11 protein-coding genes are annotated in these 13,793 nt (G+C 61.4%); 6 read left to right on the top strand and 5 right to left on the bottom strand.

The features are described from left to right. Positions 1 to 7 precede the first annotated feature (7 nt). On the bottom strand, positions 8 to 301 hold the full coding sequence (locus G522_RS0105810; RefSeq protein ID WP_026790235.1) for an FAD assembly factor SdhE: 294 nt from the start codon (positions 299 to 301) through the stop codon (positions 8 to 10). Between the two features lie 176 nt (positions 302 to 477). Between G522_RS0105810 and G522_RS0105805 the strand changes: the two genes are divergently transcribed. After that, a complete protein-coding gene (locus G522_RS0105805) occupies positions 478 to 1,881 on the top strand; it encodes an MFS transporter (protein WP_026790234.1) in 1,404 nt (467 codons plus the stop codon). 7 nt (positions 1,882 to 1,888) lie between these two features. On the opposite strand, the gene cysN is transcribed toward G522_RS0105805, so the two are convergent. The 3 genes from cysN to G522_RS0105790 all read right to left on the bottom strand — a co-directional run bounded on the left by cysN (position 1,889) and on the right by G522_RS0105790 (position 6,008). Further along, positions 1,889 to 3,817 (bottom strand): sulfate adenylyltransferase subunit CysN, encoded by a 1,929-nt coding sequence (cysN, locus tag G522_RS0105800; RefSeq protein ID WP_026790233.1) that lies wholly within the window; start codon positions 3,815 to 3,817, stop codon positions 1,889 to 1,891. Further along, on the bottom strand, positions 3,817 to 4,725 hold the full coding sequence (cysD, locus tag G522_RS0105795; RefSeq protein ID WP_026790232.1) for a sulfate adenylyltransferase subunit CysD: 909 nt from the start codon (positions 4,723 to 4,725) through the stop codon (positions 3,817 to 3,819). Before cysD ends, cysN begins: the two co-directional genes overlap by 1 nt. A gap of 230 nt (positions 4,726 to 4,955) precedes the next feature. Then, on the bottom strand, positions 4,956 to 6,008 hold the full coding sequence (locus G522_RS0105790) for a LacI family DNA-binding transcriptional regulator (RefSeq protein WP_051228366.1): 1,053 nt from the start codon (positions 6,006 to 6,008) through the stop codon (positions 4,956 to 4,958). Between the two features lie 372 nt (positions 6,009 to 6,380). Between G522_RS0105790 and G522_RS0105785 the strand changes: the two genes are divergently transcribed. From G522_RS0105785 to G522_RS0105765, 5 genes are all read left to right on the top strand, one after another. After that, complete coding sequence (locus G522_RS0105785) at positions 6,381 to 7,583, top strand: ABC transporter substrate-binding protein (protein WP_245586611.1); 1,203 nt, start codon at positions 6,381 to 6,383, stop codon at positions 7,581 to 7,583. Positions 7,584 to 7,886: 303 nt separating this feature from the next. Beyond that, positions 7,887 to 8,804, top strand: coding sequence for a carbohydrate ABC transporter permease (locus G522_RS0105780; RefSeq protein ID WP_245586610.1), 918 nt, complete (start codon positions 7,887 to 7,889; stop codon positions 8,802 to 8,804). Then, positions 8,804 to 9,634, top strand: coding sequence for a carbohydrate ABC transporter permease (locus G522_RS0105775; protein WP_026790228.1), 831 nt, complete (start codon positions 8,804 to 8,806; stop codon positions 9,632 to 9,634). Before G522_RS0105780 ends, G522_RS0105775 begins: the two co-directional genes overlap by 1 nt. 125 nt (positions 9,635 to 9,759) lie before the next feature. Continuing rightward, entirely contained in the window at positions 9,760 to 11,415 is a 1,656-nt protein-coding gene (locus G522_RS0105770; RefSeq protein ID WP_156886841.1) for an alpha-glucosidase, read from the top strand. 91 nt (positions 11,416 to 11,506) lie between these two features. Further along, positions 11,507 to 12,616: an ABC transporter ATP-binding protein gene (locus G522_RS0105765; protein ID WP_036838299.1), complete on the top strand. Its 1,110-nt coding sequence runs from the start codon at positions 11,507 to 11,509 to the stop codon at positions 12,614 to 12,616. 137 nt (positions 12,617 to 12,753) lie between these two features. On the opposite strand, the gene G522_RS0105760 is transcribed toward G522_RS0105765, so the two are convergent. Continuing rightward, positions 12,754 to 13,743: a transporter gene (locus G522_RS0105760; RefSeq protein ID WP_026790225.1), complete on the bottom strand. Its 990-nt coding sequence runs from the start codon at positions 13,741 to 13,743 to the stop codon at positions 12,754 to 12,756. Between the last annotated feature and the right edge of the window lie 50 nt (positions 13,744 to 13,793).

The raw sequence follows: 13,793 nt of genomic DNA, 5'->3' as shown, positions 1-13,793 counted from the left end.
CGGCCATTCAGCCGCTGACCGGATGCTCGCGGGCGAAGGCAATCACCTTGGAGAAGACCGCCTTTGGTGCAGTTTCGGGAACCGGTATCTTCTCGAGAATCCAACCGAACAGTTCCCGATCATCGACCTCGAGCAGAGCTTCGAACTCTTCCAGCTCGTTATCCGTCAGGTCGCCGATCGCGTGGTCGGCAAAACGGCCGAGCAGCAGATCCAGCTCCCGCGTGCCGCGATGCCAGGCGTGATAGAGAAGCTTCCGGCGTCTTGGCGAGAGGTCGTCGGATGTGCGGTTGAGCCCCGACATCGGCATTTCTCCTGGTAAATCAATTCAATGGTGCACTCGCCGAACGAGCGCCCCTCCGTCAGGTGATAGTCGATTTACGGCGAAAGGCAACGCTCGCCGGTTGTCTGTCGTATCGCCGACCGCCCAAGGCTGCTATAGGGAGCACCCTTTTCGAATATTGCCTCGGCTATTTTATCATGCATGCCCCTTCATCCGGCCGTTGGTCCGAGCTTGTCGCTCCGCATCATCTGGCAGCCTCGCTGACGCTGATGCTCGCCACGGCGATCTTCGCCTTCAATGCCTTCCTGGTATCGACCGCGATGCCCACGGCGGTGGGTGAGTTGCACGGCGAGGCCTATATTTCCTGGACGCTCACCGTCTATATCGTGGCCTCCATTACCGCCGGGGCTTCGGCGCCGCTGCTCAAGGCACGCTTTGGCGCGCGTCGCTGCCTGTTCGTGGCCAGCGGTGTATTCGCCGTCGGCACGCTTGCCGCGGCGCTGTCGCCGAGCATGGAACTGGTGCTCGTCGGCCGTACCGTGCAGGGCGCCGGTGAAGGTCTGGTTGCGGCTGTCGCTTTCGCCTTGATACCGCAGCTCTTCCCGGCGCGACTGGTCTCCAAGCTGTTCGGTGCCGAGGCGATCGTCTGGGCCGTCGCAGCTTTCGGCGGACCGGTTCTGGCCGGCATCATTACCGAAATGGTGAGCTGGCGCGCGGCCTTCTTCGTCAACCTGCCGATCGTTGCCATATTCCTGGTTCTCGTCCACATGGCGGTGCCGCAAGAGGCGCGCAATCACGACGCAGGGATTTTCCCCGGCATCCGGCTCGGTCTCGTAGCGCTTGCCATGATGGCGATCTCGGTCGCTGGCGTCACATTCAGCGAGCCCTGGCAGGCCGCCATCGTGGTGGCCGGCGCCGCGCTTTTTCTGACCGCCGCCGTGCGCATCGATCTTTCGGCCCGCGTGTCGATCTTGCCGAGCGGCGCCTTCGGTCTTTCCAGCGTGCCGGGGCTGGGGCTTTGGACGATCTTCTTCCTGCCCCTTGCCCAATCGGTGACCGGCGTTTTTCTGGTCTACCTTATCCAGCATCTCTGGGGATATGGGCCTGCCGTGGCCGGGGGAATAGGCGCCATTCTGGCCGTCGCATGGAGTTGTGGCGCTATCACGGTTGCCAACTTCGACGGTCGAGGCAGACGGCTGGCATTTGTCGCCATCGGCGGGTCAATCTTGGTTGCCGGCCTCGTGGTGGCTCTCACCGCCGTAGCCCAACACCTTCTGGTCTTGGTCATACTCGGTCAGATGGTGATCGGTCTCGGCATGGGAATCGCTTGGGGCAGCCTCTGCCAAGTGGTCATGGAAACCTACCCTGAGGGCGAACGCGACAAGGCTTCGGCCCTGGTGCCAACGCTGCAATCGGCCGGCTACGCGGCGGGTTCGGCGATCTTTGGTCTGGTCGCCAACCTGGCCGGATTCGCGGCCGACCGCACGGCGGAGGGCCTTCGGTCTGCAATGATCGTCGCCTTCGCCGCCGCGATTATCCTCGCCCTGCCGCCGCTTGCCTTTGCGCTTCGCATGGGCAAGCTCCATCGAGCTGACGCCTGAAACCGGATCAGATCGATACCTCCCCCCCTGGAACGATCCCGACCTCCTGCAGGTGGGCGACGACACGCTCGGCGAGCAGGTCGGCGGCTGCCAACGTGGTGTCGAGGTGCAACTCCGGATGCTCGGGCATCTCATAGGGTGAGGAAATGCCGGTGAAGCGAGCGATTTCTCCCGTCCGAGCCTTGGCATAGAGACCCTTGGGATCGCGCGCTTCAGCGATATCGAGCGGTGTATCGACGAACACTTCGACGAACTCGCCCTCTTCCACCAACTCGCGGGCCAGCTGCCGCTCGGCCCGGAACGGCGAGATGAAGGACACCAGCACGATCAGGCCAGCGTCGACGAACAGTTTCGCCGTTTCGGCAACGCGGCGGATGTTCTCGACCCGGTCGGCATCCGAGAAGCCGAGGTCACGGTTGAGGCCATGGCGAACGTTATCGCCATCGAGAATGTAAGCGTGACGGCCAAGCGCCGTCAGTTTCTTCTCGACGAGGTTGGCAATGGTCGACTTGCCGGCGCCGGATAGGCCGGTGAACCACACAACGGCCGGCTTCTGTCCCTTGGCGAGCGCCCGCGCCCGCTTGTCGACATCCAGAGCCTGCCAATGGATGTTGCCAGCTCTACGCAGGCCATGGTCGATCATGCCGGCGCCGACGGTAAGATTGGACAGCCGATCGATGATGATGAAGGCGCCGGTCTCGCGATTGACGGCGTAAGGGTCGAAGGCGACCGGTTCGGACAAAGACAGATTGGTGATGCCGACTTCGTTCAGAGCAAGGCTCTTCGCCGGCAGTTCGCCACCGGTATTGACATCAATCTTATGACGGATGGCCGTCACCTGGGCGGTGACCTGGCGTGCGCCGATCTTGAGGAGATAGGGGCGCCCCGGCAGGAGCGGTTCGTCGGCCATCCAGATCAGGTGAGCGGCAAACTGATCGGACACCTCCGGCCGTTCCGTGGCAGCCGACAGAACGTCGCCACGCGAAATGTCGATCTCGTCGGTCAGCGTCAGCGTCACCGCCTCGCCAGCCGAAGCGGCTGCGAGCTCACCATCAAAGGTGACGATGGATTTTACCGTCGAGGTCCTGCCGGATTTTGCCACCACCACGGCATCGCCCCGCCGCACGGTGCCGGAGACGATGGTGCCAGAGAAGCCACGAAAATCGAGATTGGGCCGATTGACCCATTGCACCGGCAAGCGGAACGCCCGCTCTGACGCATCGTCATCAACCGCCACGGTTTCCAGATGCTCGACCAGCGTCGGGCCGGTATACCAGGGAATGCGAGCGCTGCGCTCGAGCACGTTGTCGCCATAGCGGGCACTGAGCGGAATGGCCGTCAACGTCTCAAAACCAAGATCCGCGGCAAAGGCTCGATATTCGGCAACGATGTCTTCGAAGACCGCTTGAGAGAAATCGACCAGGTCGATCTTGTTGACCGCCAGCACGACGTGGCGGATTCCGACTAGCGATACGATGAAGGAATGACGCCGCGTTTGGGTCAGCACGCCGCGTCGCGCGTCGATCAGGATCACCGCGAGATCGGAGGTCGAGGCGCCGGTCGCCATGTTGCGCGTGTATTGCTCGTGACCGGGCGTGTCGGCGACGATGAACTTGCGCTTGTCGGTCGAGAAGAAGCGATAGGCGACGTCGATGGTGATGCCCTGCTCGCGCTCGGCTTCCAAGCCATCGACGAGCAAAGCCAGGTCAATGTCGTCGCCGACCGTGCCGTGTTTGCGGGAATCCTTCTCGAGGCTCAACAGCTGGTCTTCGAACAGCAGCTTGGAATCGTAGAGCAGACGGCCGATCAGCGTCGATTTGCCATCATCGACCGACCCGCAGGTCAGGAATCGCAGGAGGCTTTTTCGCTCATGTCGGCCCAGGTAATCGGTGAAGGCGGAGGCGTCGGCGGCAACGTTGGGGTCGATGGCATTCATCAGAAGTAGCCTTCCCGCTTCTTCTTTTCCATGGAGGCGGCATCGTCATGGTCGATCAGGCGACCAGACCGCTCGGACGTCCGGGCAATCAGCATTTCACGGACGATTTCCGGCAGGGTTGCAGCGTCACTCTCGACGGCGGCGGTCAGGGGATAGCAGCCGAGCGTGCGGAAACGGACGCGCCGCAGTTCCGGCGTCTCGCCCGGCTCGAGCGGCAGGCGATGATCGTCGACCATGATCCACTGACCGCCTCGGTTCACTACGGGGCGTTCGGCGGAGAAATAGAGCGGAACGATCGGGATCTTCTCAAGCAGGATATATTGCCAGATGTCGAGCTCGGTCCAGTTGGACAGCGGGAAGACGCGGATGCTCTCGCCCGGCCGGACACGTGAGTTGTAGAGGCGCCATAGCTCCGGACGCTGGTTCTTCGGATCCCAAGCGTGGGTATCAGTGCGAAAAGAGAACACCCGCTCCTTCGCCCTGCTCTTCTCTTCATCACGGCGGGCGCCGCCGAAGGCCGCATCGAAGCCATGAGCGGTCAGCGCCTGCTTCAACGCCTCTGTTTTCATGATGCTGGTGTAAACCGAGGAGCCGTGTGTGAATGGGGTTATGCCGGCAGCAATGCCGTCCTGATTGGTATGAACCAGAAGGTCGAGCCCTTCCTGCTTCATCGTCGCATCCCGGAAGGCGATCATCTCGCGGAACTTCCAGGTCGTATCGACGTGCAGAAGCGGGAAAGGCAGTTTGCCGGGATAGAAGGCCTTGAGCGCTAGGCGCAGCATGACCGAACTGTCCTTGCCGATCGAATAAAGCATGACCGGGTTGCGGAACTCGGCGGCGACTTCGCGGATGATGTGGATGGATTCCGCTTCGAGACGCTTCAAATGGGTCAGACGATCCTGGGACACCTGAACTCACCTCGTGCGCGACGCCAGTCGCGGCTTGCTTTCCGCCGGTCCCCTGACCGGAGATATTGGTGAAGCGGTACCAAGCCCCTCCGGTGCTCTCAAGAAAGCGCGCACTCCGGCAAAAGGAGAAAAGAGAAAATCTTTCCGTTGGCGACGTTTTGCTTTCGCAATTCCACACCTACGGTCAATAATATCTATTATCTACTGATTTTGTATTCTAATTAAGGCCGTTAAGACCTGTTCCCGTCGGACTTACCCCCAGTCCGCTCGGGAGCCGCTGCCGTCGACCCGCGTACGATCAACTGCACGGGCCAGACCTCGGCCACCGCGCCCGGCTTTTGCCCGGCGACTCGCGCCAGCGCCATTTCGGCAACCCGGGCGCCGGCAGCTCGGATCGAGGAGCGTGTGGTCGTCAACTGCGGATGAAACTGATCGGCAGGAAAGGCGGGCATCTCGTCGTCGTGCGCGACGATCGACAGATCGCGTGGCACGTCAAGGCCGAGTTCAGCGGCGGCCCGAAGCACACCAAGCGCCACGAGTGCGGAACCGCATAGAAAAGCTGTCGGCCGCGCGTCGCTTTCCAGCGCCTGACGGGCGCAGTGATAGGCATTCTCGGCGGTCATCGGCATGAAGTGCTCATCGAGCATGTCGTTCGGTAGGCCAGCGGCAGCAAAGGCATTGGCGGCACCTCGCGAGCGATCCTGTGCGAAAGTGAAATGCTCCTCGCCGTTGATCAGAGTAACGCGCCGGTGGCCAAGTTGGATCAGGAAGCTGGTCGCCTGCTGAAAGGCGCCGAAATTGTCGATGTCGATATAGGAAATGCCGGTGGGATCGGACGGACGACCGTGCACGACAAAGGGGAACTCCAGCTCATTGAGTAGAGCAATACGCTCATCGGTGAGCTTGGGGCCCGATATGATCACGACGTCGACCGTGCCGTCGCGAGCCAGCCGTCCGAAGGTGACAATCTCGTCACGCGGCGTCGAGGGGCTGATGAGAATGTCAAAGCCCTGTTTGGCGCTGGTCTCGGCCACGCCGGCAAGATATTCGACGAAAAGTGGATCCATGAGCGCGTTTCGCTCGGCATTAAACACAACGCCCAAAGCATGAGCACGCCCGGTCGCGAGCCGTCGGGCCGCCGGACTGGGCCGATATCCGAAACGTTGCGCAGCGGCGAGAACGATTTCGCGGGTTTTTTCGCTGACTTCCGGATATCCGTTGAGCGCGCGACTGACAGTCGTCTGCGAAAGATGCAGTTCGGCTGCCAATTCCTTAAGATTCATTGTCATTTTCCGTCGTCATCGGCAGCTGCCTCGTTCTTCCCCCGAAGCCGTGAGCAGAGGCCGATGCGCGAGCCTTACCATTTGTAGCGATACTGTTACACCCCATTACACGCCCTGCCCAAAGGATCGGCATAGGCCGTATGCGCTCGCAAAGGCGCTAAATCCTCCCTGCAAACGGTTACATTGACCAGTTGACAGCAACTTGGCTTTCAAGGATGATCCCAGCGTTCAAAGCGCTTTGGGGATTTCGAGGCGCTTCGTACCCAGTTGCGGCATTCGGGAGAAGTGCCGCATTCAAGGGAGGACTTGATGCTTCATTCAGCCCTGCGTGCCGGTCTTTTTGCCGGCGCGGTTTTAACCGCATCTGCCACGATGGCTGCCGAGCTTGCGATCGTGTCCGGTGACTCCGGCAATGGGCTGGCTTTCCTACAGAGCCAGCTGAAGAACTTCGAGGCCAAGACCGGCAATACGGTCAAGATCGTGCCGATGCCACCGTCGACCACCGACCAATTCGGCCAGTACCGCCTGTGGCTTGCCGCCGGTAACGCCGACATCGACGTGTATCAGACCGACGTGATCTGGGCCCCGCAGCTTTCCGATCAGTTCGTGGATCTGACCGATGCCGCCAAGGACGTGGTCAAGGATCATTTCCCGTCGATCATCGAGTCGCAAACGGCCAATGGCAAACTGGTAGCCATTCCAGGCTTTACCGACGCGCCGGCGCTGTTCTATCGCAAAGACCTGCTTGAAAAATATGGCAAGCCGGTTCCCAAGACCTGGGACGAGATGGCCGCCACGGCCAAGGAAATCCAGGACAAGGAACGCGCCGCCGGCGCCAAGGACCTTTGGGGCTTCGTTTTTCAGGGTAATGCCTACGAGGGCCTGACCTGCAACGCCTTGGAGTGGGTGAAATCGTTCGGCGGCGGCCAAATTGTCGAGGCCAACGGCGACATCTCCATCAACAATGAAAAGGCGGCCAAGGCTCTCGAGATGGCCAAGGGCTGGATCGGTACCATCTCGCCCCCGGGCGTCCTCGCCTATCAGGAAGAGGAAGCGCGTGGCGTCTGGCAGACCGGCAACGCGGTATTCATGCGCAACTGGCCTTACGCCTTCGCACTCGGCGATAGCGCGGACAGCGCGGTGAAGGGCAAATTCGGCGTATCGACGCTGCCGGCCGCAACGACGACCGACAAGCCGGCTGCCACTCTCGGCGGCTGGAACTTTGCGGTGTCCAAGTATTCCAAGCATCCTGAGGAGGCGATCAAGCTCGCCTTGTTCCTCGGATCGAAGGAAGTCCAGAAGAACCGCGCCATCGAGCAGACCACCTTGCCGAGCATCATGTCTCTCTATGACGACCCAGATGTTGCCAAGGCTGCGCCGATCATTCCCCAGTGGAAGGACGTGTTCATGAACGCCGTGCCGCGTCCGTCGGCCCCGACCAAGGTCAAGTACAACGAGGTGTCCTCGCTGTTCTGGTCGGCCGTTCACGACACACTGTCGGGCAACGGCACGGCCGCGGATAACCTCGAAATCCTCGAGGGCAAGCTGACCGAGCTCAAGGGGTCCGGCTGGTAAGCTACGCCAGCTCGCCGGCCGCCCACGTCGCTCCCCGAGACGTCGGGCGGCCGGATCCCTGGAACCGGCTTGTTTCGCAGCGCATGTTCATTGGCGTATTGCGCCGAAATCACAGCCGAAAAGACTTCTCAGCCGACGAGGCGGCTGCCGGTGACTTTTCGTTGCCGGACTGCGCGTAACCGGCGCCGCCGAGGCGGACCGATGCCTTCCGACTCCATCGCAGGAATTGCCATGGCCTCCACACAATCGACGATCCAGATCGTGCCGACCGCCCCGGGCCATAAACGGGTCAAGTCCGAGTTGATGCGGCAGCGCCTCAGGGCCGCCAGCTGGTTCCTGGTACCGATGCTGCTCGCGCTTGCCATCGTCGCCGGATGGCCGCTGCTCAGAACGATCTATTTTTCGTTCACCAACGCATCGTTGACCAATATCAGCGGCGCGGAACTGATCGGTTTCAAGAACTACCTTAACTGGACGGTTCTGAAGAGCGGCCGCGTCATCTGGTCCGGGCTACTCGCCGACCCCGTCTGGTGGAACGCCGTCTGGAATACGGTGCGCTTCTCTGTGCTCTCGGTCACGCTCGAAACCATTCTCGGCACGGTCGTGGCGCTGGTGCTCAATGCCGACTTCAAGGGACGCGGCATCGTACGCGCGGCCATTCTGATCCCTTGGGCCATTCCAACCATCGTGTCGGCCCGCATGTGGAGCTGGATGCTGAATGACCAGTTCGGCATCATCAACGACATGCTGATGATGCTGGGGCTTATCGATCACAAGATCGCCTGGACCGCCTCGTCGGACACGGCAATGATCGCCGTGCTGATCGTCGATGTCTGGAAGACGACGCCTTTCATGGCGCTTCTCATTCTCGCCGGCCTGCAGATGATCCCACGGGACATCTATGAAGCCGCAGCCATCGACGGCGTACATCCGGTCAAGACCTTTTGGAAGGTTACCCTGCCCCTGGTACGACCGGCCCTGATGGTGGCGGTCATCTTCCGCTTGCTCGATGCTATGCGCATTTTCGACCTGATCTACGTGCTGACCCCCAACAGCGCCCAGACCAAGACGATCTCGGTTCTGGCACGGGAAAACCTGATCGATTTCGACAAATTCGCCTATGGATCGGCGCAGTCGACCATGTTGTTCCTGCTTATTGCGCTGATGACCATCCTCTACATCTGGCTCGGCAAGGTGCGTTTCGACGGAGGAGATCGGTGATGCTCTGGCGCCATACCAAGACTGCCGCTTTCTATTTGCTCGTGGCGATCATCGTCCTTGTTTCGGTTTTTCCGTTCTACTACGCGATCCTCACAAGCTTCAAATCCGGCACGGCCCTGTTCGAGGTCAACTACCTTCCGGTCCACTTCAGCCTGGACAACTACATCTCCGTGCTGACCACCGGTGTGTTCGTCCGAAACCTCGGCAACTCCATCCTGGTGGCGACCTCGGTGGTGGTGCTGGCGCTGTTTCTAGCGATTACTGCCGCCTTTGCACTGGCCCGCGTCAGTTTCCGTGGCCGCGGCCTTCTGTTGATGACCATTCTTGCCGTGTCGATGTTCCCGCAGATCGCCGTGCTGGCCGGTCTGTTCGAGCTGGTGCGGGCTTTCGGCCTCTTCAACACACCCTTCGCCCTGATCTTCTCCTATACGATCTTCACGCTGCCCTTCACGGTGTGGGTGCTCACCACCTTCATGCGCGATCTGCCGGTGGAGATCGAAGAGGCGGCGATCGTCGACGGCGCCACGCCGTGGGTCATCATCAGCAAGGTGTTCATGCCGCTGATGTGGCCGGCGCTGGTGACGACGGGGCTCCTGGCCTTCATCGCCGCCTGGAACGAGTTCCTGTTCGCGCTGACTTTCACCTCCTCCAACGAAACGCGCACGGTGCCTGTGGCGATCGCGCTGCTGTCGGGGGCGAGCCAATACGAGATTCCCTGGGGCCGCATCATGGCGGCTTCGGTGATCGTTACCGTGCCGCTCGTCGTTCTCGTGTTGATTTTCCAGCGCAAGATCGTTCAGGGGCTGACGGCCGGCGGCGTCAAAGGCTAGGAAGGCGCGCAATCTTCCCAAAGCGATGAAACCCGCTTTGCCTCAGCAGCGTTGCTGCGACAAGATGAAAATGCCGACGCCCTCCCCGCCGGCATCGATGAGAGAGAGATCGACCGACGATGGATATGCCTGAAAAAACCGTAGCAAATGCAAGCCGAGCCTCCGACCCCGACTGGTGGCGCGGCGCAGTGATCTACCAGATCTACCCGCGCTCGTTTCAAGACTCCAACAGCGACGGGATCGGTGATCTTGCAGGCATTACAGCCCGTCTCGGATATCTCGAAGATCTCGGCGTCGATGCCGTCTGGCTGTCGCCATTCTTCAAGTCGCCCATGAAGGACTTCGGCTACGACGTTTCCGACTATTGCGATATCGATCCCATCTTCGGAACGCTCGACGACTTCCGGACGATGGTTGCCGAGGCGCATCGGCGCGGCATCAAGGTGATCATCGACCAGGTGCTGAGCCACACGTCCGACCAGCACTCCTGGTTCGCAGAGAGCCGCCGCGATCAGATCAACGACAAGGCGGATTGGTATGTATGGGCCGATGCCCAGCCGGACGGCACACCGCCGAACAACTGGCTGTCGGTGTTCGGCGGTTCTGCCTGGGAGTGGGATACCCGCCGGTGCCAGTACTACTTGCACAACTTCCTGGCCAGTCAGCCCGACCTCAACTTTCATACTCCCGCGGTGCAGGACGCATTGCTCGACGTGCTGAAGTTCTGGCTCGACCTCGGTGTCGATGGATTCCGGCTCGACACCGTGAACTTCTACTTTCACGACGAGCAGCTTCGTCCCAATCCGCCGCAGACCCGACCGGTCGACGCCATCGATGCACCGCGGGTCAATCCCTATCTTCGGCAGGACCACATCTATGACAAGAGCCAGCCGGAGAATCTCGAGTTCCTGAAGCGGATGCGCCAGCTGCTCGACCAGTATCCCGGCTCGACCACCGTGGGCGAGATCGGCGACGGCGATCGTTCGCTCAAAACGATGATTGCCTACACCTCCGGCGGTGACAAGCTGCACATGAGCTACACGTTCGATCTTCTGGGTGGCGAGCCGACGCGGGCCTATGTGGAAAAGACGTTGAAGACCTTCGAGGCGCAAGCCGGCGACGCATGGCCATGCTGGGCGCTGTCCAACCACGACGTGGTCCGCTATGCGACACGGTTCCTGCCCTTCGCGCAGAACCCGGCGCAGCGGGACAAACTGATGGCAACGCTCCACCTCAGCCTGCGTGGCTCGGTCTGCATCTATGAAGGGGACGAACTCGGCCTCACCGAAGCAGACCTTGCCTTCGAGGATCTGGTCGATCCCTACGGCATCCGCTTCTGGCCGGAGTTCAAGGGGCGCGATGGCTGCCGTACGCCCATGGTGTGGGAGGCCGAGGCCCCCAATGCCGGTTTCTCCACGGCCAAGCCCTGGCTGCCGGTGCCTCAGGCCCACCTCGCCAAGTCAGTCGACCAACAGGTCGGCAAGCCGGAGAGCCAGTACGAGCTCTACAAGGCGATGATCACCTGGCGCAAGACGAGCCGGGCGCTGACCAAGGGCTCGGTGAGCTTCCTCGCCTCGGATGGCAATGTTCTCGCCTTCCTGCGACAGGCGGGTGAGGAGAAGGTGCTCTGCGTCTTCAACTTCGGGCACACGGGCGCCGGTTTCCCGGTGCCGGCAGGGCTTTCCGTTGCCTCGATCGCCGAGCTCGGCTTCGCGTCGCGTGTCGTCGAGGGCATGGTGACGCTGCCAGCCGAGAGTGCCTTCGTCGCCAGGATGAAATGATCTGAACCAAAGACCGGCCGCCCCTTGCGGGCGGCCGGGCTCCAAGAATGGGGTTGGGAGAACCCTTCGCGAAATTCGGGAGGAACTGCGCATGTCAGCCGGACTGAAGCTCAAGCAAGTCAAGAAGGCCTATGGCGCCGTGCAGGTACTGCACGGCATCGACCTCGACATCAAGTCCGGCGAGTTCGTCGTCTTTGTCGGCCCTTCCGGCTGCGGCAAATCGACGCTGCTGCGGCTGATTGCCGGCCTTGAGGATATCACCGAGGGTACGCTCGAAATCGGCGGTACCGTGGTCAATACGCTGCCGCCCTCCAAGCGCGGCATTGCCATGGTGTTCCAGAGCTACGCGCTCTACCCGCATATGACGGTCTACGAGAACATGGCTTTCGGCCTGAAGCTCGCGAAGGCCGCACCGGGGGAACAGGAGAAACGGGTGCGGGAAGCTGCGGAAATGCTGCAGATCACGCCCTATCTCGATCGCCTGCCCAAGCAGCTGTCCGGCGGCCAGCGGCAGCGTGTTGCCATCGGTCGGGCCATCGTCCGCGACCCGAAGGTCTTCCTGTTCGACGAACCGCTTTCCAACCTCGATGCGGCGCTGCGCGTTGCCACACGCCTGGAGATCGCCAAGCTGCATGAGCGCATGGCCGAGACCACCATGATCTACGTGACGCACGATCAGGTGGAAGCGATGACGCTCGCCGATCGCATCGTGGTGCTCAACTACGGCGTGGTCGAACAGGTTGGCACGCCGATGGAACTCTACCATACGCCGGACAACCTGTTCGTCGCCCGTTTCATCGGGTCGCCGGCCATGAACATCGTGCCGGCAACCATTGCCAGCACCGGCGCGCCGGCAACGGTGCAGCCGGAATCCGGCAACCCGGTTACCATCAATGCCGAGGTCGCGGCGACCTATCTCGACGCCAAGGCCACGTTCGGCGTCCGGCCGGAAGACCTGACCCCGACCGACGGACCGGGACTTTTCACCGGAACGGTGTCGATCGTCGAGAAGCTCGGCGAGGTAACCCTGGTCTATTTGGATACCGGCCTTGAGGAGCCCATCACCGTGAAAATCGACGGCGACGTGGAGATTGCCAAGGGCGCCACGCTGACCGTAACGGCGCCGGCGGAGCGGCTGCATCTTTTCGATGAGAACGGCGTTGCCTTTCCGCGTGTGCGCTTCGCGCGCGCTGCGGAATGAGCGATCACGGTCGCCCGCCAAGGGCGACCGTCTTCTAGAGCATTTCCGGCGAACTCCGGTTCGCCGGAAATGCTCTAACTTTTTGTTTCACCGCAATTTCGGACTCAAAACCGGTTCCCACTTTTGCTGAAATTGCTCTAGAGAATGCCGACCCTCTTGAGGAACCACCAGGCGCCCCATATCGACAACCCGCCGAGCAGGAACGCGAACACTGTTCCGAAATGCTCGCCGGCGAAAGGCAGCCCGCCGGTGTTCATGCCGAAAAAGCCGGTGACAAGCGTCGGTGGCAACAGGAAGGCTGTCATGATCGAGAGTATGTAGAGGTGGCGGTTGGTTTCGGAAGAAATCTTGGAGTCGATTTCTTCGTGCAGCAGGCGTGCCCGATCCTGGAGGGCCTGCATCTCCTGCGAAGCCGAGCCGAGCAGATCGGCCAGCGTCTCGGCCATCTCCACCGTACCAGTGGGCAGCGGGTCCGGCTCGTCCCAGCGTTGATAGCGACGGAACAGAGCTACCGAGGCTCGGAGCTGGCGGTTTAGCCGGACGATGGTGCGCCGGACCGGACCGAGGCGGCGGCGCTCGTCGCGCGGCGCCGTCTCGAAAACATAATCCTCGATGCGGTCGAGCTCGTCGCCCATCTCGAGGATGAGGGAGTCCACCACCTTCTCGAATTCGGTAACGACGGCCGCGAACACGCCCACCGCCTCGTGAATGGCGAGGCCGCGGTCCACGGCAAGCCGGGCTGCTTCCACACAGCGCAGGGGATGTAGCCGCGCCGTGACAATCAGCCGCTCGGAGGCTGCAAAACGGAACCAGCCGATATCGTTGGTCTCATAATCGAAGGCACGCTCGATATCGGTGAATACGCCGTGTAGCACGCCATCGTCGGAGGCAAGCACCACATGGTTGTCGCGATCAGTGAGTGTCGCCCGTGCCGCCTCCGGAAGATCGGCGAAGCCTTCCAAAAACTTGGGAACCCGCGCGTCGCTGAGGGCCAGATGCAGCCAGACAAAGCCCTCGTGGACGATCAAGTCCTCGCGTAACGTGGTCGGCGGCAAGGGATGGCCGACGCCGGTGACGGCGTCAAAACGATAGGCCCAAACGAAGCCGGGAATCTCGGTGTTGAGCAAGGGCCAGACACTCCGGACACAGGCGCGGCGGACCGCGATCTTCCTGATAA

This window comes from Pleomorphomonas oryzae DSM 16300, assembly GCF_000422965.1.
In the GTDB taxonomy this organism is placed as follows: Bacteria; Pseudomonadota; Alphaproteobacteria; order Rhizobiales; family Pleomorphomonadaceae; genus Pleomorphomonas; species Pleomorphomonas oryzae.
This window is presented reverse-complemented; position numbering and strand designations above follow the sequence as displayed.

Bases quoted from the DNA above. Each gene is read 5' to 3' on its own strand.
- cysN (WP_026790233.1), bottom strand. From the start codon at position 3,817: ATGAATGCCATCGACCCCAACGTTGCCGCCGACGCCTCCGCCTTCACC.
- G522_RS0105765 (WP_036838299.1), top strand. From the start codon at position 11,507: ATGTCAGCCGGACTGAAGCTCAAGCAAGTCAAGAAGGCCTATGGCGCC.
- G522_RS0105775 (WP_026790228.1), top strand. From the start codon at position 8,804: ATGCTCTGGCGCCATACCAAGACTGCCGCTTTCTATTTGCTCGTGGCG.
- G522_RS0105785 (WP_245586611.1), top strand. From the start codon at position 6,381: ATGGCTGCCGAGCTTGCGATCGTGTCCGGTGACTCCGGCAATGGGCTG.
- G522_RS0105770 (WP_156886841.1), top strand. From the start codon at position 9,760: ATGCCTGAAAAAACCGTAGCAAATGCAAGCCGAGCCTCCGACCCCGAC.
- G522_RS0105780 (WP_245586610.1), top strand. From the start codon at position 7,887: ATGCGGCAGCGCCTCAGGGCCGCCAGCTGGTTCCTGGTACCGATGCTG.
- G522_RS0105790 (WP_051228366.1), bottom strand. From the start codon at position 6,008: ATGAATCTTAAGGAATTGGCAGCCGAACTGCATCTTTCGCAGACGACT.
- G522_RS0105805 (WP_026790234.1), top strand. From the start codon at position 478: ATGCATGCCCCTTCATCCGGCCGTTGGTCCGAGCTTGTCGCTCCGCAT.
- G522_RS0105810 (WP_026790235.1), bottom strand. From the start codon at position 301: ATGTCGGGGCTCAACCGCACATCCGACGACCTCTCGCCAAGACGCCGG.